The sequence below is a fragment of the Paraburkholderia sp. Ac-20347 genome (assembly GCF_017104805.1).
Taxonomy (GTDB): domain Bacteria; phylum Pseudomonadota; class Gammaproteobacteria; order Burkholderiales; family Burkholderiaceae; genus Paraburkholderia; species Paraburkholderia tropica.
Window position 1 is genome coordinate 1 of the sequence record NZ_JAAGPN010000168.1, and the last position, 17,638, is coordinate 17,638.

General features: G+C 66.0%; 12 protein-coding genes and 2 pseudogenes. 3 read left to right on the plus strand and 11 right to left on the minus strand.

Going from position 1 to position 17,638, the window contains the following annotated elements; genetic code table 11:
• Positions 1–103: 103 nt before the first annotated feature.
• Positions 104–634, plus strand: a pseudogene (locus G3N97_RS26020) (FAD-dependent oxidoreductase); the annotation flags it as partial.
• Between the two features lie 19 nt (positions 635–653).
• Here the strand turns inward: G3N97_RS26020 and G3N97_RS26025 are convergent.
• From G3N97_RS26025 to G3N97_RS26050, 6 genes and pseudogenes are all read right to left on the minus strand, one after another.
• Positions 654–1,121, minus strand: a complete 468-nt coding sequence (locus tag G3N97_RS26025; protein ID WP_346778118.1) for a type VI secretion system amidase immunity protein Tai4 — start codon at positions 1,119–1,121, stop codon at positions 654–656.
• Positions 1,118–1,618: a type VI secretion system amidase effector protein Tae4 gene (locus tag G3N97_RS26030; protein ID WP_205995946.1), complete on the minus strand. Its 501-nt coding sequence runs from the start codon at positions 1,616–1,618 to the stop codon at positions 1,118–1,120. The genes G3N97_RS26025 and G3N97_RS26030 overlap by 4 nt, the downstream gene beginning before the upstream one ends.
• Positions 1,619–1,783: 165 nt before the next feature.
• On the minus strand, positions 1,784–2,356 hold the full coding sequence (thpR, locus tag G3N97_RS26035) for an RNA 2',3'-cyclic phosphodiesterase (RefSeq protein ID WP_205995947.1): 573 nt from the start codon (positions 2,354–2,356) through the stop codon (positions 1,784–1,786).
• Positions 2,357–2,708: 352 nt separating this feature from the next.
• A complete protein-coding gene (locus tag G3N97_RS26040) occupies positions 2,709–4,175 on the minus strand; it encodes a glutamate synthase subunit beta (RefSeq protein WP_205995948.1) in 1,467 nt (488 codons plus the stop codon).
• A 102-nt stretch (positions 4,176–4,277) separates the two neighbouring features.
• Positions 4,278–8,978 carry a glutamate synthase-related protein gene (locus G3N97_RS26045; RefSeq protein ID WP_065062732.1) on the minus strand — a complete coding sequence of 1,567 codons (4,701 nt, stop codon included), beginning with the start codon at positions 8,976–8,978 and terminating at the stop codon, positions 4,278–4,280.
• 673 nt (positions 8,979–9,651) lie between these two features.
• A pseudogene (locus G3N97_RS26050) lies at positions 9,652–10,341 on the minus strand (transposase); the annotation flags it as partial.
• 185 nt (positions 10,342–10,526) lie between these two features.
• Between G3N97_RS26050 and G3N97_RS26055 the strand changes: the two are divergent.
• Both G3N97_RS26055 and G3N97_RS26060 read left to right on the plus strand, forming a co-directional pair.
• The gene (locus G3N97_RS26055; protein WP_205995949.1) at positions 10,527–11,240 is read left to right on the plus strand and encodes an OmpW family outer membrane protein; all 714 of its coding nucleotides are present in this window, start codon (positions 10,527–10,529) and stop codon (positions 11,238–11,240) included.
• A 439-nt stretch (positions 11,241–11,679) separates the two neighbouring features.
• The gene (locus G3N97_RS26060) at positions 11,680–12,057 is read left to right on the plus strand and encodes a DUF883 family protein (protein ID WP_065062735.1); all 378 of its coding nucleotides are present in this window, start codon (positions 11,680–11,682) and stop codon (positions 12,055–12,057) included.
• Between the two features lie 143 nt (positions 12,058–12,200).
• Here the strand turns inward: G3N97_RS26060 and ugpQ are convergent, their stop codons facing one another.
• From ugpQ to pilQ, 5 genes are all read right to left on the minus strand, one after another.
• Entirely contained in the window at positions 12,201–12,956 is a 756-nt protein-coding gene (ugpQ, locus tag G3N97_RS26065; protein WP_205995953.1) for a glycerophosphodiester phosphodiesterase, read from the minus strand.
• A 49-nt stretch (positions 12,957–13,005) separates the two neighbouring features.
• Positions 13,006–14,190, minus strand: coding sequence for a deoxyguanosinetriphosphate triphosphohydrolase (locus tag G3N97_RS26070; protein ID WP_205995950.1), 1,185 nt, complete (start codon positions 14,188–14,190; stop codon positions 13,006–13,008).
• Positions 14,191–14,302: 112 nt separating this feature from the next.
• Positions 14,303–15,394: a 3-dehydroquinate synthase gene (gene aroB, locus G3N97_RS26075; protein ID WP_205995951.1), complete on the minus strand. Its 1,092-nt coding sequence runs from the start codon at positions 15,392–15,394 to the stop codon at positions 14,303–14,305.
• 60 nt (positions 15,395–15,454) lie between these two features.
• Positions 15,455–16,009 carry a shikimate kinase gene (locus G3N97_RS26080; RefSeq protein WP_065062741.1) on the minus strand — a complete coding sequence of 185 codons (555 nt, stop codon included), beginning with the start codon at positions 16,007–16,009 and terminating at the stop codon, positions 15,455–15,457.
• 222 nt (positions 16,010–16,231) lie between these two features.
• The coding region (gene pilQ / locus G3N97_RS26085) for a type IV pilus secretin PilQ (protein WP_205995952.1) at positions 16,232–17,638 on the minus strand (1,407 nt) is incomplete at its 5' end.

The window sequence follows — 17,638 nt, forward strand, 5'->3', positions numbered from 1 at the left end:
GGCGGGCCGCGAGGGGCGCACCCGCCGCGACAGGCGCCGCGCGCCGGCCTAAGTGCTGCGCCCCGCCGATCTCGCCGAACCTGCCGCCGACACCTCGCCGCACACGCTGGCCGCCGATGCCGTGGTGGTCGCGCTCGGCGTGGAAAGCGCGGCGCTCGTCGCGCCGCTGGGCGTGCGCGTGCCGCTCTATCCGGTGAAGGGTTACTCGGCCACGCTGCCGGTCGTGGACGAGCACAAGGCGCCGCGCGCCGCGCTCATGGACGAGTCGCTCAAGACCGCGATCACGCGTTTCGGGCCGTATCTGCGCGTCGCGGGCACGGCGGAGCTCGGCAACCATCGCGCGACGCTGCGCGAGCAGGCGCTGCAAACGCTCATGAAAGTGCTCGACGACTGGTTCCCGCACGCGGCCACGCCGTCGTCGGCGCAATTCTGGGTCGGCAGGCGGCCGATGGTGCCGGACGGCGCGCCGCTGCTGGGCGCGTCAGGCGTCGACGGCTTGTGGATGAACGTCGGCCACGGCTCGACGGGCTGGGCGATGTCGATGGGATCGGGCCGCGTGGTCGCCGATCTCGTGACGCAGCACCGGCCGGACATCGATCTCGACGGGCTGACGCTGGCGCGGTATCGGCGCTGATCGAACTGCGCTTGACGCATCAAGGCGCGTTGAGCCTGGACGAAGGCGGGTTGTCCCGGCGGTAAGTGCGATCGGGATTGGTCACCAGTTGCCTGACGGCCGAATCCAGCTCTTCGCTGTGGTACAGATCGAGGCATTTCAGGAAGTCAAATTTGACATCCTTGACTTCCGCGTCGGTTAGCGGGTTGTGATAGTCCAGCGCCAGATAGCGACTGATGAGCGCCTCGATCATGTCCGGGCCCTTATCCATGTCGTAATACGTCCAGTCACGCAAAGCGCTGACGCTGCTGCCGGCGTCGATGGCTGCATCCTTGTCGTTGCCGTAAGCCTTCGCGACACATGCGGCCAACACCATATCCTTGAAATTCAGCGTGTACGTTCGCGAGGCGGCTTGTGGCGACGTCGGGCTACCGCCCTGTGCATGACAGATCGACGCCCCGGCGGCAAGTGCGATTACGGCTAGCGCGCCAATCAAAGTCTTGTTCACGGCAGGCTCCAGAAGTTCGCGCGGTCGGTGCGATAGCGGGCTTCTGGTTCGTTGAAGTAGCATTGATCATAGCAGCCGCTTCCGTCGTACAACGTCGCGTGCCCCGCTGCGTCCGACCACCCGGAAACCTCGAAAAGAATGACGCCCTTCTTTCCCGAGAGTGCTCCACCTCCGGACGGTGGATAGTTGACGACTTCTGGTTGCCCCCAGCGCTGCCGGAGGAAATCAATGAGATCCTTTACTCGGAAGAAGTATTGACGCTTGTCCGCACCGGAGACGGTTTTCCCGATGACTGCCGGAATCGCAAGCCCGGATTGATTCAGGATGTAGCTCATCCGGACCGCGCACGTATTGCTCCATCGTTGTGCTGCGGCGGGGTTGCCGATGTTCTTTTCGACATTGCCGCCGATCACCTGCGACACTCTGCCAGCGGAGTTGGCGGGATCATAGATACGCTTGGCGGCTGCCCAGGCCACGGAAAAAGACGGTCGAGTCATTACGCATCCTTGCTCTTTGGGTTGAGGAGAGCGTTCGCCCTGGCGAGTCGATGCCAGCCCCCCCCGTATCGACAAATGCGCATCGTAATCCGTTGATTGTGTCCCGTATTTTCAGGGGGTTGATCTACATCGAGGAGAGCCTGCTCCCCGCGGTGATTCGCTTCCTCAGAGCGCCACGCTCGCCAGCGCCTCGTACTTCGCGCCCTGCTTCGCCAACGTGCTCGAATAGAGCACGAGCGACGTGAAGCGCAGCGGCGGCAAGGCCGCCACACCTGGCGGCGGCGGCGGCGCGCCGTGCGCATCGCGGGTGAAGCGCGCGAGCGTCACATGCGGACGAAACGCGCGCGCATCGAGCGACAAACCCACCTCCCCCATCGACGAACGCACGCCCCAGTCGAGCGCCGTGAACGCATCGGACATCGCGACGACGGCCACCATCAGACGCGGTTGCGCGCCGCCCGGCCAGCATTCGATTTTCGTGACGCTCGCGGGCGGCACGGGCGTCGCGTGACCGGCGAGCCGCTGCGCGAGCGCCTCGCCCTGCGCGAACGTCATCGCGCCGATGAACGCCACCGTCATGTGCAACTGCGCGTAGGGCACGCGGCGCGCGCCGGGCGGCACGTCGAGTGCGGCGAGCGCGTCGCGCGAGGGTGCATCGGGCGCGAGCGCGACGAAGCAGCGTCGCCATTGATCGGCGTCCTTGCTGGCTGCGGCGTGGGCTTCCCGGGCTTCGGACATGATCGGCAGTCCTCGAACGGTCGGACAATCGACAATCGCCACATGGTAGCGCGCCCGCGCGACGCGGTGCGCCCGTGACAACCCGCAAACACGCGCGCGCCGGACGCCGCCAGACGTAAAAAAGCCGGGTCACCCCGAAGGGTGCCCGGCTTCCTGGCATCTGTCTCCTGCCGTCTCCCGCGCGTCCTGTCCTGGCGACGGACGCGCTGGATTTTGCACGACTTAATGAGGTTTAACGCGGCAGCTCCGTGATACCCATCAAGAACGCGTCGACGGAGCGCGCGCATTGACGGCCCTCACGTGTCGACCCAAGTTAGCGCTTCAGCGCTTACTTGGGTCCCAGATCCGCCTCTTAACGCGGCAGCTCCGTGCTACCCATCAGGAACGCGTCGACGGAGCGCGCGCATTGACGGCCTTCACGGATCGCCCACACCACCAGCGACTGGCCACGGCGCATGTCGCCCGCCGTGAACACCTTGTCGACCGACGTGTAGTACGCCTTGTCGCCTTCGGTCGAGGCACGCACGTTGCCGCGCGCATCCTTGTCCACGCCGAACGCTTCGAGCACCGGCGAAACCGGTTGCGTGAAGCCCATCGCGAGCAGCACGAGGTCGGCCTTCATTTCGAATTCCGAGCCCGGCACTTCGACCATCTTGCCGTCCTTCCACTCGACGCGCGCGGCGATCAGCTTCTCGACCTTGCCGTTCTTGCCTTCGAGGCGCTTGGTCGCGACAGCCCAGTCACGCGAGCAGCCTTCCTCGTGCGACGACGAGGTGCGCAGCTTGACCGGCCAGTACGGCCACACGAGCGGCTTGTTCTCGACTTCCGGCGGCTGCGGCAGCAGTTCGAACTGCGTGACGCTCTTCGCGCCATGACGGTTCGACGTGCCCACGCAGTCCGAGCCCGTATCGCCGCCGCCGATCACGACGACGTGCTTGCCCTTCGCCACCAGTTGATCCGCCAGCTTGTCGCCCGCGTTGACCTTGTTCTGCTGCGGCAGGAACTCCATCGCGTAGTACACGCCTTCGAGTTCGCGGCCCGGCACCGGCAGGTCGCGCGGCGTTTCCGAACCGCCTGCGATCACGACGGCGTCGAACTGGTCCTTCAGCTCGTCCGGCGAAATGGTTTCCTTCGCCGTGTTGCCGATGTAAGCCGGCAGCTCGCCCTTGCCGATAAACACGCTGGTGCGGAACGTCACGCCTTCGGCTTCCATCTGGCGCATGCGGCGGTCGATCAGCCACTTTTCCAGCTTGAAGTCGGGGATGCCGTAACGCAGCAGGCCGCCGACGCGGTCGTTCTTTTCGAACACGGTCACGTCGTGACCGGCGCGCGCCAGTTGCTGCGCCGTAGCCAGACCCGCGGGGCCCGAACCGACGACAGCGACCTTCTTGCCCGTCTTGTGCTTCGCGACTTGCGGCGCAACCCAGCCTTCGGCCCAGGCCTTGTCGATGATCGCGTGCTCGATCGACTTGATGCCGACCGGGTCGTTGTTGATGCCGAGCGTACACGCCGCTTCGCAGGGCGCCGGGCAGATGCGGCCCGTGAACTCGGGGAAGTTGTTGGTCGAATGCAGGACTTCGATCGCGCTCTTCCAGTCCTGGCGGAACACGAGGTCGTTGAAGTCCGGAATGATGTTGTTGACCGGGCAGCCGTTGTTGCAGAACGGGATGCCGCAGTCCATGCAGCGAGCGCCCTGGACCTTCGCGTCGGCGTCCGTGAGCGCCGCGACGAATTCCTTGTAGTGCTTCACACGCGTGAGCGGTGCTTCGTACGCCTCATGCTGGCGCTCGAACTCGAGAAAACCGGTTGCCTTACCCATGTGGTTCTCGTCTATCTAATCTATTTAGTGAGGGGGACCGCGGCCGCCGCCGCATCAGGTGCGCGGCGGGCGCATCATCGTCTTGGAGTCGTCTTCGCGGGATTAAGCGGCCAGTTCTTCCTGGTTCGCCTTCTTCGCGCCGATTTCGCCCAGTGCGCGCTTGTATTCCGTCGGGAACACCTTCACGAACTGGCGGCGTGCCGCGTCCCAGTTTTCCAGCAGCGCCTTTGCACGCGGCGAGCCGGTGAACTGGAAGTGACGCTCGACGAGTCCCTTGAGCAGCGCTTCGTCGGTCTGGCCGGCGTGCCACAGTGCGCGGTCGACCGTGCGTTCCTGCTCGGCCTGTTGCAGCACCGGTTCGAGCGTGACCATCGCCTTGTTGCACTTGCCGGCGAACGTGCCTTCCGGATCGAACACGTAGGCGATACCGCCCGACATACCCGCCGCGAAGTTACGGCCCGTTTCGCCGAGCACGACCACCGTGCCGCCCGTCATGTATTCGCAGCCGTGGTCGCCCGTGCCTTCGACGATCGCCGTCGCGCCCGAGTTACGCACCGCGAAACGCTCGCCCGCCACGCCACGCAGGAAGGCCTCGCCTTCGAGCGCGCCGTACATCACCGTGTTGCCGCAGATGATGTTTTCTTCGGACTTGCCGCGGAAGTCGTTGGTCGGACGGATGATGATGCGGCCGCCCGAGAGGCCCTTGCCCACGTAGTCGTTGCCGTCGCCGACGAGATCCAGCGTGATGCCGCGTGCGAGGAACGCGCCGAAGCTCTGACCCGCCGTGCCCTTGAGCTGGATGTGGATCGAGTCTTCCGGCAGGCCGTCGTGGCCGTACTGCTTCGCCACCACGCCCGAGAGCATCGCGCCGACCGTACGGTTGACGTTGCGCACCGGCTGGATGAACGAGACGTGCTCGCCCTTCTCGATCGCGGCCTTCGCCTTCTCGATCAGCGTGTGATCGAGCGCGCGGTCCAGACCGTGGTCCTGCGTGTCGACGTGCTTGCGTGCCACTTCGTCGCCCACTTGCGGCTGATAGAACACGCGCGAGAAGTCGAGACCCTTCGCCTTCCAGTGTTCCACGCCACGGCGCGTGTCGAGCAGATCCGCGCGGCCGACCAGATCGTCGAACTTGCGGATGCCGAGTTGCGCCATGATTTCGCGCACTTCTTCAGCGATGAAGAAGAAGAAGTTGACGACGTGCTCGGGCTGGCCCGAGAACTTCGCGCGCAGCACCGGATCTTGCGTCGCGACGCCGACCGGGCAGGTGTTCAGATGGCACTTGCGCATCATGATGCAGCCCTGCACGACGAGCGGCGCCGTCGCGAAGCCGAATTCGTCCGCGCCGAGCAGCGCGCCGATCACCACGTCGCGGCCCGTCTTCATCTGACCGTCGGCCTGCACGCGGATACGGCCGCGCAGCTGGTTCAGCACCAGGGTCTGCTGCGTTTCCGCGAGACCGAGTTCCCACGGCGTGCCGGCATGCTTGAGCGACGACAGCGGCGAAGCGCCCGTGCCGCCGTCGTGGCCCGCGATCACGACGTGGTCGGCCTTGGCCTTCGCCACGCCAGCCGCCACCGTGCCCACGCCCACTTCCGACACCAGCTTCACCGAGATCGACGACACCGGGTTCACGTTCTTCAGATCGTGAATCAGCTGCGCCAGATCTTCGATCGAGTAGATGTCATGGTGCGGCGGCGGCGAGATGAGGCCCACGCCCGGCACCGAGTAACGCAGCTTGCCGATGTATTCCGACACCTTGTGGCCCGGCAGCTGACCGCCTTCGCCCGGCTTCGCGCCCTGCGCCATCTTGATCTGGATCTGGTCCGCCGACGACAGGTATTCCGCCGACACGCCGAAACGGCCCGACGCCACCTGCTTGATCTTCGAACGCAGCGAGTCGCCATCCTTCAGCGGGATGTCCTTGACGACTTCCGGCCCGATGATCGACTGCATCGTGTCGCCATTCTTGATGGGGATGCCGCGCAGTTCGTTGCGATAACGCTTCTCGTCTTCGCCGCCTTCACCCGTGTTCGACTTGCCGCCGATGCGGTTCATCGCGACCGCCAGCGTGGCGTGCGCTTCCGTCGAGATCGAGCCGAGCGACATCGCGCCCGTGGCAAAACGCTTGACGATTTCCTTCGCCGGTTCGACGTCGTCGATCGAGATCGCGCGCGCCGGGTCGAGGCGGAATTCGAACAGACCGCGGAAGGTCATGTGGCGCTTCGTCTGATCGTTGATCAGGTGCGCGTATTCCTTGTACGTCTGATACGAGTTGCTGCGCGCCGAATGCTGGAGCTTGGCGATCGCGTCCGGCGTCCACATGTGGTCTTCGCCGCGCACGCGGTACGCGTACTCGCCGCCCGCGTCGAGCATGTTCGCGAGGATCGGGTTGTCGCCGAACGCGTCGCGGTGCATGCGGATCGCTTCTTCCGCGACGTCGAACAGGCCGATGCCGCCGACCTTCGAGGCCGTGCCCTTGAAGTACTTGGCGATCAGTTCGTCGGCGAGGCCGACTGCTTCGAAGATCTGCGCGCCCGTGTACGACATGTACGTGGAGATGCCCATCTTCGACATCACCTTGAGCAGGCCCTTGCCCACTGCCTTGGTGAAGTTGTAGACCGCCTTGTCCGCCGACAGGTCGCCCTTCAGGCCCTGCGCCATCTGCGCGAGCGTTTCCATCGCGAGGTACGGGTGAACGGCTTCCGCGCCGAAGCCCGCGAGCAGCGCGAAGTGGTGCGTTTCACGCGCCGAACCCGTTTCCACGACGAGACCCGTGCTCGTGCGCAGACCGTGCTGCACGAGGTGCGAGTGGATCGCCGAGGTGGCGAGCAGCGCGGGAATAGCGACGTTGTCGCGGTCCGCGCGGCGGTCCGACACGATCAGGATGTTGTAGCCCGACTTGACGGCATCCACGGCTTCCGCGCACAGCGATGCGAGACGCGCCTCGATGCCTTCCTTGCCCCACGACACCGGATAGCAGATGTTCAGCTCGTAGCTGCTGAACTTGCCGCCCGTGTACTGCTCGATCGCGCGGATCTTCGCGATGTCCTTGAAGTCGAGCACCGGCTGCGACACTTCGAGACGCATCGGCGGGTTGATGTTGTTGGTGTCGAGCAGGTTCGGCTTCGGGCCGATGAACGACACGAGCGACATCACCATGTTTTCGCGGATCGGGTCGATCGGCGGGTTGGTGACCTGCGCGAACAGCTGCTTGAAGTAGTTGTAGAGCGTCTTGTTCTTGTTGGACATGACCGCCAGCGGCGAGTCGTTGCCCATCGAACCGACAGCCTCTTCACCCGACATCGCCATCGGCGCCATCAGGAACTTCAGGTCTTCCTGCGTGTAGCCGAACGCCTGCTGACGGTCGAGCAGCGCGGCGGCTTCGGCGCGCGCGGTCGCGACGTCTTCCGCCTTCGGCTCGATCTCGTCGAGCTTGATGCGCACGGCGTCGATCCAGCTCTTGTACGGCTTGGCGTTGGCGAGGTTGTCCTTCAGTTCCTTGTCGTCGATGATGCGGCCGTGCTCCATGTCGATCAGGAACATCTTGCCCGGCTGCAGACGCCACTTCTTGACGATCTTCGACTCGGGAATCGGCAGCGTGCCGGCTTCCGAGGCCATGATGACCAGGTCGTCGTCGGTGACGATGTAGCGCGCCGGACGCAGACCGTTACGGTCGAGCGTCGCGCCGATCTGGCGGCCGTCGGTGAAGGCGATCGCGGCGGGGCCGTCCCACGGCTCCATCATCGCTGCGTGGTATTCGTAGAACGCCTTGCGGTTCTCGTCCATCAGCGTGTGCTGTTCCCAGGCTTCCGGGATCATCATCATCATCGCGTGGACGAGCGGGTAACCGGCCATCACCAGCAGTTCGAGACAGTTGTCGAACGATGCCGTGTCCGACTGGCCCGGATAGATCAGCGGCCAGAGCTTCGGCAGGTCGTCGCCGAGGACGTGCGAGGCGATCGCGCCGGTACGGGCGTTCAGCCAGTTCACGTTGCCCTTCACGGTGTTGATTTCACCGTTGTGGGCAATCATGCGGTACGGGTGAGCCAGTTCCCACGCCGGGAACGTGTTCGTCGAGAAGCGCTGGTGCACGAGCGCCAGTGCCGACACCACGCGCTCGTCCTGCAGGTCGCGGTAGTACACGCCGACCTGACCGGCCAGCAGCAGGCCCTTGTAGACGACCGTGCGCGCCGAGCACGACGGCACGAAGTATTCCTTGCCGTGCTTGAGCTTGAGCGCCTGAATGCGGTGGCTCGCGGTCTTGCGGATGATGTACAGCTTGCGCTCGAGCGCGTCCGTAACCATCACGTCCTTGCCGCGGCCGATGAAGATCTGGCGGATCAGCGGCTCGCTGGCCTTGACCGTGGGCGAGATCGGCATGGCGTGATCGACCGGCACGTCGCGCCAGCCGAGCACCACCTGGCCTTCGGCGCGCACCGTGCGCTCGAGTTCCTGTTCGCAGGCGAGACGCGAAGCGTGTTCCTTCGGCAGGAAGATCATGCCGACGCCATATTCGCCAGCCGGCGGCAACGTCACGCCTTGCTTGGCCATTTCCTCGCGGTAGAACGCGTCCGGAATCTGGATCAGGATGCCCGCGCCGTCGCCCATCAGCGGATCGGCGCCGACGGCGCCCCGATGGTCGAGGTTTTCGAGAATCTTCAGCCCTTGCTGAATGATTTCGTGACTTTTCTTGCCCTTGATATGGGCGACGAAGCCGACGCCGCATGCGTCGTGCTCGTTTTGCGGGTCATAGAGACCTTGCGCGGCGGGCACCGCGGCGCGCTGCTGGTGATCGTTCATGGGGACACCGTCCTAGAGGGGCCAGGGGAATGGCCGTTGATTCCGTACTTTGTTTTCCCGCCGCTTGCGTGACCGCTGTACGGCGTTGCGCGGGCGATGCTGGCTTCCCGCGTTGTGCGTCCAGGAGAGCCGAAAGGCGAATATACGCGACGAATCAAGGGCATGCAAATAAAACCGTGTGCTTAGACCCCAATTATCAAGTTGGTGCATTGCACCGTAATTTTATTGGTTCCATATCAAAATCGAGCAAAAGAAAACGGCGTTCGCGGACGCCGTTTTCAGAGATAAGTCGTTGATCCGTAATGGATCGAGGGTGCGCTCAGTGCGTGCCGGTGCCCGGCTTGCGCTCCTCGTGCGCCGACGACGGACTGGAGACGCTACCGCTGCCCGACGCCGTCGAGGTGCCGGAATGGCCGGCAGAACTACCCGGATTTGTACCTGGCGTTGCGCCGGAACCACTGCTTCCGTGCGTGCCGCCGTGGCTGCCGGCGTGCGCGGAGCCCGTCGAACCTGAATTAGGGACCGATTGATGTTCGCCCGCAGCCGAAGCCGGACTGCCTGCGTGGCCACTTGTGGAAGGCGCCGAAGTGGCCGCGGCAGGCGCAACCGTCCCAGCGGCGCCGAGCGCGCTCGATGCGCTTGTCGCAGCACCCGCAGAGGTCGCGCCCGGCGCTTCGCGCACCTTGCGCGGCCGACCGCGCGGCAGCGGCGAAACGCGCCGGTTGGCCGTGCGCCCCGCCCATTCGCGATAGGTGTCGCCGCCGAGCACCCAGCCCTTGAGCGTCGCCTGCATCAACTGATTGGTTTCGCGCTCGTCGAGCGGCTGCTCGCAGAGTTCGCGATACGCGCGCTGCCGCTCGAACGGCGTGTTGCCGAGCGCCCAGTACAGCGGATGGTCGGTGATCAGACTGTCGACGGTGAGCCCGATGTGATGCCGGTAGCTCGACCAGCGGTAGTCCTCCGGCGCCGCGACGAGGTGATTGCGCACCGGCGCAAGTTCGACCACGCGGCTCGCGAGCAGAAAGAAGCGCTCGCCCTCGATGACGGTCGCGCGGTAGCGCCCTTCCCACAACGTGCCGCGCCGCGCGTAACGCCGGTTGAAGTGCGCGACGTAACGCCGGCCGACCGCCTGCATCGCCTTGGGAAGGCTCGATTCGTCGGAGGGGGTGACGAGCAGCTGCACCGCGCCGGGCATCAAGACCCACGCATGCACCGCCAGGTGGTGATCGCGCGCCGCTGCCTTCAGGCAGTCGATGAACAGTTCGTAGTCCTGGTCGTCGACGAAAGCGGGCTGCTGATCCAGTCCGCGCAGAATCACATGCTGCGGCTGATCAGGAACATAAAGACGTGCAAGCCGTGCCATGCTCGATTTTCCTGGTACGTTGGTGAATACCCGCATGCCCGCCAGGCCGCGCCGGCGCTCGCTCTCGCGGGCATGCGGCTCGGGCGGAAAGCGCGCGGCGCTTAGGGAGAAACTTCTAACGACTGCATATGGTTTGTTGCAAACGTTGTGTACATAATGTGCGGGCCTTTAATGGAGGAGCACATATGAAATTAAAACAGGCGCTGGCAGCGATTTTCGCGGTCGCCGGGGTGTCGGGGGCATACGCGCAATCGGCCAACACGTTCTACGTAACAACGGGGTGGTTCCGTCTCATGCCGCAAGACTCGAGCGATCCGCTCAAGGTCGACAGCGTGGGCGGCACGACGGTCAACCAGGCTTTCCCGGGCACCGGCGCTAGCGTCGGCTCCGCGGACACGCTGGGCTTCTCGCTCGGTTACTTCATCACCGACAGCCTCGCGACCGAAGCCGAGCTCGGCATTCCGCCGAAGTTCGACATTTCGGGCGGCGGCAGCCTGAACCAGTTCGGCAAGGTCGGTTCCGCACGCCAGTGGAGCCCGGCACTGCTCCTCAAGTACTACTTCAACAAGCCGGACGCCAAATTCCGTCCGTACCTGGGCGTCGGCGCGACCTACGTCTGGTTCTCCGACGCGAAGATCACCAACTCCGCATTCGAACAAAGCGTTCTTGGGGGTCCGACCAGCGTTTCGACGAATCGTTCCTGGGCGCCCGTATTTAACGCCGGCTTCAACTACAGCTTCACGAAGCACTGGTTCGCCGGCTTCTCGCTGTCGTACATCCCTGTCAGCGTGACGGCGACGTACACCAGCACCACCGAACTCGGCACCACGCGCAAGGCGGAATCGAAGATCCACCTGAACCCGCTCGTGACGTACCTGAAGGTCGGCTACATGTTCTGAGCGCCGCCCGGCGCGGCAGGCAATATCAGCAGCATCGGCAGCATCGGCAACAGCAGCAGCGACGTTCGCAACGTATGCGGCAGCTCTCCGTCCCGCCCACACGGCGTCCGACGGAGAGCGGCATGCTTCAGCCTTGTCTCGCCTCCCACGCATCTCCCCTCCTACGCCAGCACCAGATGTTCCTGACAATTCGATGGGCTTTTCTTGATTCTATGCCTCTCGGAAAAAGCGTGCTGTCCCCGTAATCATTTATCTTCAGCCTGTCGCAACAGCTTGCCGCGGAGCCCCGCCGGACGGGCCTGTGCGTCGATTCGACCGGACATCCTCGCGCGCCGGGCACCGGATTTGCGCAATACTTCGACTCCAGCCCTCGACCGCGCAGCCCTTTTTCGTGCACGCGGCGCGAGCCTTTTACCTGTTTTCCAAGACGGAGCCATTCATGAGCGCATTTCCGAACACGCGTGACGCCCTCGGAGAATCCTGGACGCGCACGGGCCGCCACGCGCGCCGCATCGCGCGACGCGGCCGCAGCGCGGCGTCCGATATCGCAGACGAGCTGCGTGACCTGCTCGCCGAACTGGAAACCACGCTAGGCGACGGCACCCAGGCCGACGCCGCTGCGTTGCGCGCGGACGTTCGCAAACGCCTCGACGCAGCGCGCGAGCGACTCGAAGTGGCGCGCGCCGCCACGCGCGAACGCGCCGGCCAGGCGATGGATAACGCCGACGACTACGTACACGCCAACCCGTGGCAAGCGATTGCGATCGTGGGCGGCGTGGCGCTGGTCGCGGGCGCGATTCTCGCGCGCTGCCGCTAAGCGGCCGGGCCGCGCGAACCTGAGAGCGCGGCGCCGCGTGCATGACCTGCACGGCGCGCCGCGAACGACTGCGCAACGGCTGTCAATAAGCGCGCAGTGAACACGCCCTGACGATGCTCGCCAGGCGCCCGGAGGATCGGGCGTCAGTCGAGCGCGTGCGGGCCGATCAGATCGATGCGGTCCGTGCAAACGGTATCGACGCCCCAGCGCACGAGGCGCTGCGCGGTGTCGAGATCGTTCACCGTATAGGCGAGGATGAACAGGCCCGCTTCCTTGATGCGGGCCACGAGCGCTTCGTCGAGATGACGATAGCTCGCGTGCAGCGAGACGCAGCCGAGCGCCGACGTCTGCTCGCGCCAGTCGTCGGGCACGCGCTCGACCAGCAGACCGCGCGGCAGATCCGGCGCGGTCTCGCGCGCGGCCGCCAGCGCCTCGACGGAAAACGACGACAGCAGCGGCGGCAACGCGCCCGCCGCCATCGGCTTCGCCCACAGACGCGCGGTTTCGGCGCCGACGAGGCGACCCGTCTGCGCGTCGCGCCCCGGACACGGCTTGATCTCCACATTCGCCGCGAGCCCTTCCTCGCGGCAGCACTGCGCGACTTCCGCAAGCGTGGGCATGTGCTCGTCCTCGAAACGCGCATCGAGCCAGCTGCCCGCATCGAACGCCGCGATCTGCCGATAGCGCAGTTGCGCCGCCGCGCCCTGCCCATTCGACGTGCGATCGAGCGTGTCGTCGTGCAGCAGGAACGTGACGTCGTCGGCGGAAAGCTTGACGTCGAACTCCGCCATCGTATGCCCGAAGGCCGCGCCGACGCACAGCCCGGCGAGCGTGTTCTCCGGCGCGAGCGTGCCGCCGCCGCGATGCGCGGCCACGCGCGGATAAGGCCAGGTCTTCATCGGTTGCATGCGTGTGCTCGGTGCGGTTTGCGCGGGTCGTGGGCGTTCGTCAGACGTCGTCGGCGACGACAAACAGACGGCGGTATTCCTTCAGCGCGTAGCGATCGGTCATGCCCGCGATGTAATGCGCGATCTGACGCGGCTGCGTGGTCTCGTCGTGCATCTGGTACGCAGGCGGCAGCAGGCGCGGATCGTCGGTGAACGCGTCGAAAAGTCCCTTCACGACGCGCCGCGCCTTGTTCGCCATGCGCATCACGCGATAGTGGCGATACAGGTTGCGATACAGAAAACGCTTGAGCGCGGCCGCCTGCGTCGCGACGCGTTCGCTGTGCGCGACGATCGGCGGCGCGGCGCGCACTTCGTCGAGCGAGCGCGGCGCGTGCTCGGCGAGATTGCGGCTCGTCTGCCCGATCAAATCGACGATCAGCGTATTGATGATGCGCCGCACGGTCTCGTGAATCAGCCGCCGCCCGTCGATCTGCGGATACTCGGCGCGCGCGGCGTCGTAGTGGGTCTGCCAGAGTTCGACTTCGGCGAGCTGTTCGATGGTCAGAAGACCGGAACGCAGCCCGTCGTCGACGTCGTGATTGTTGTAGGCGATTTCGTCGGCGATATTCGCGATCTGCGCCTCGATGGACGGCTGTCGACCGAGCAGAAAGCGCTCGCCCAGTTCGCCCAGACGCCGCGCGTTCTCACGCGAGCAATGCTTGAGAATACCCTCGCGCGTCTCGAAACAGAGATTGAGGCCGTCGAACGCGCCGTAGTGCTCCTCCAGCTCGTCGACGACTGCGAGACTTTGCAGGTTGTGCTCGAAGCCGCCGTGCTCGCCCATGCACTCGTTGAGCGCGTCCTGACCCGCATGGCCGAACGGCGTATGACCGAGATCGTGCGCGAGCGAAATCGCCTCGACGAGATCCTCGTTCACGCGCAGTTGCCGCGCGACCGAACGCGCGATCTGCGCGACCTCGAGGCTGTGCGTGAGCCGCGTGCGGAACAGATCGCCTTCGTGATTCACGAAGACCTGAGTCTTGTATTCGAGCCGGCGAAACGCCGTGGAATGGACGATGCGGTCGCGGTCGCGCTGGAATTCGCTGCGCGCGGCGGGCGGCGCTTCGGCGTGACGGCGGCCGCGCGACTGCGAGGCGTGCGCCGCGTAAGGGGCAAGCCCCGCGTCGGGCGAGGCGGTCAGCGCGTCGGCGAAGGACGCGCCAGGATTGCTGCGGGTGTCGCTCAACGGTTCCTCCGCAAGGATCGCGACGCGTGCGCCGGCCGACACGTCTATCGAGTCGCCCGCCGCGTCGCAGGATAAGCCGCCACGGCGGCGCGAGCCGCGCGCGGCGACGCGCTCAGCGCGTGACGGTGGCGGCCAGCGTGGCCTGCACCGCTTCGTCGGGTGCGCGGCCGATGTGCGTTTCGCCGAAGCGCTTGAGCAGAATGAACTTGATCGCGCCGCCTTCGGCCTTCTTGTCGACCTGCATCAGATCGACGTAACGCTCAGCGCCGAGCGCCGGCGCGACGACCGGCAGATGCGCGGCTTCCACCACGCGCACGAGCCGCTCGCGCGAAGCTTCGTCGAGCATGCCGACGCGCACCGACAGATCGGCGGCCATCACCATGCCGCAGCCCACGGCCTCGCCGTGCAGCCACTCACCGTAACCGAGGCCCGCTTCAATCGCGTGACCGAAGGTGTGGCCGAAATTGAGGATCGCGCGCAGACCGCCTTCGCGTTCGTCGGCGGCGACCACCGACGCCTTGATCTCGCACGAGCGTCTGACCGCGTGCGCGAGCGCCTCGGGCTCGCAGCGGTTGAGCGCTTCGACATTCGCTTCGATCCACTCGAAGAATTCGGCGTCGGCGATCGCGCCCGTCTTGATGACTTCGGCCACGCCCGCCGCCAGCTCGCGCGGCGGCAGCGTGCGCAGCGCGCCGATGTCGGCGATCACGGCCTGCGGCTGGTAGAACGCGCCGATCATGTTCTTGCCGAGCGGATGATTGATGCCGGTCTTGCCGCCCACCGACGAATCGACCTGCGAAAGCAGCGTCGTGGGCACCTGGATGAACGGCACGCCGCGCATGTAGCAGGCCGCCGCGAAGCCGGTCATGTCGCCCGTCACGCCGCCGCCCAGCGCGATCAGCGTGGTCTTTCGGTCGGCGCGCGACGTGAGCAGCGCGTCGAAGATCTGATTGAGCGTTTCCCAGTTCTTGTGCGCCTCGCCGTCGGGCAGCACGACCGTGTTGACGTCCTTGCCGAGCGGCGCGAGCGCGGCGCGCAGCGTCTCGCCGTAAAGCGGATCGACGACGGTATTGGTGACGATCGTCACCGACTTGCCGGCGATGTGCGGCGCGAACAGCGCCGTCTGGCCGATGAGGTCGGAGCCGATGTGGATGGGGTAGGCGCGGTCGCCCAGTTCGACGTTGACGGTAATCATGCCAGGCAATAGTTCAGTGATGAGGCGCTGATGGGGAACGCGGGCGACTTGCGTGACGCGCTACTGCAACTACTCGCGCGCCGGCGCGCGCAGCACGCCGGCCATGTCGAGCTGCATCAGCACCATGTTGACGAGCCCGTTGACCGAAGGCCGGCCGGTCTCGATCACGAAATCGGCGACCTCGCGGTAGAGCGGATCGCGTTGCTCGTAGAGCGCTTCGAGCCGCCCTTTCGGGTCTTCGGTCTGCAGCAGCGGGCGATTCTTGTCGCGCCGCGTGCGCAGCCACAGATCGTGCGGATGGGCGCGCAGATACACGACGAAACCGCGCTCCTTGAGCGCCGCGCGGTTTTCCGGGCGCAGCACGGCGCCGCCGCCGGTCGCGAGCACGATGCCCTCGCGCGCGCTCAGCTCGTCGATCATCTGCGCTTCGCGGTCGCGAAAGCCCGCCTCACCTTCCATTTCGAAGATCACGGGGATGCGCGCGCCGGTGCGCGCCTCGACCTCGTGATCGGAATCGAAAAACGGACGCTCAAGCCGGCGCGCGACCGCCCGGCCCACGGTCGTCTTCCCGGCGCCCATGAGCCCTACGAAAAATACATTGGCGTTAGCGTCCCGCACTTGCAGCGTTTCCTACGAAAGGTTGGTGCCGCAGCTTACTGGCAAAGCGGCGGCGTTGTCGAGCCTGCGGCCCGCGCGATCCGGCCCCGAAGCGGATAAACCCGCTTTTTCGTGCGAATTTCCGCCGATTTGGGGCCGGTTCGTGCGCGATCTGCGCACGCGACGCGATCCGCGTGGAGCCGCCGCAAACCGGCGCACGGCTCCGTGCAATCATCGCGCAATCACCCGTTAATCGCCGGTGACCACGCGCGGCGTGATGAACACCACCAGTTCGCTGCGTTTGTCCCAATGCGCGCGATGCGAAAAAAGCGCGCCCAAAAGCGGTATTTTGCCCAGGAGCGGCACGCCCGTCACATCATCGCGGTCGTCGGTCGCATCGATTCCTCCGATCGAGACCGTGCCGCCGTCCTCGATTTCGACGCGCGTCTGCACGTGTTTCGTGTTGATCGCGGGCCCCGCGGCGGTCTGCTCGCCCACGCTGTCCTTCGCGACGTCGAGGTCGAGAATCACGCGGCCGTCCGGCGTGATCTGCGGCTCGACCTCCAGTTTCAGGCTTGCGCGCCGAAACTGCACGCCCGATACACCTTGCCCGACCTTGGCCTGATACGGCAGCTCGGTGCCTTGCTCGACCACGGCCTTGGTGCGATCCGCCGTCACCACGCGCGGACTCGACACCACGCGACCGCGCCCCTGCGCTTCCAGCGCGCTCAGTTCGATGTCGAGCAGCCGGGTCGCGCGGGCGGCGAGCAGCGTGAGGCCGAGTTGCGCGGCCGCGAAACCGTTGATCGCTCCCGCCCCCAGATCATAGAGCGTGCCGTCGGCGGCGCTGCCGCGCACGCCGCGCGCCGTGCCCTCGACCGCGTTCGGCGTCACGCCGAGCCGCACGCCCAGTGCGCGCGACAGGCCCTCATCGCCCTCGACGATACGCGCCTCGATCAGAACCTGCCGCGCGGGCGCGTCCAGCCGCCGGATCAGGTCGGCGATCTGATCGAGCCGCCCCGCCAGATCGGTGACGAACAGCAGGTTCGTGCGCGCGTCCGCGACTGCCGCGCCGCGTTTGGACAGCGCCCGCGGCGTGCCGGAACCGCCCAGCAGCCGCCGCAGATCCTCGGCGCGCGCGTAGTGCAGCTCGAACGCACGGCCCGCGAGCGGTTCGAGTTCGGCGGCGCGCGCATGCGCCTCGAAGCGCAGCCGCTCGCGCGCGGCGAGATCCGCGGCGGGCGCGACCCAGAGCACGCCGCCGTGCCGTTCCATCGCGAGGCCGTTCGACTCCAGCAGCAAATCGAAGGCGGCGCGCCACGGCACGTGGTCGAGGCGCAGCGTGATCTGGCCGCGCACGCGCTCGCTCGCGACGATGTTCAGCCGCGTGAATTGCGCGAAGGCGTGCAGCACGGCGGTAAGTTCGGCGCGCTGGAAGTTGAGCGAGATGGGACGGTCGGGCGGCAGACCGTCGTTCACGGACGCGGTATCGGCGAGACGCGACGGCGCGGGCAGCGGCACGGGCGGCCCTTCGAGCGGCTCGGGCGCGGCGGCTGGCGCGGTCATTGGCGTTGCGTCCGTGTCATTCGTGGACGGCGGCGCGGCCGGTCGCTCGTCAGCAGGGTCGGCAGGCGTGTCCTGCGTCGCCGAAAACGG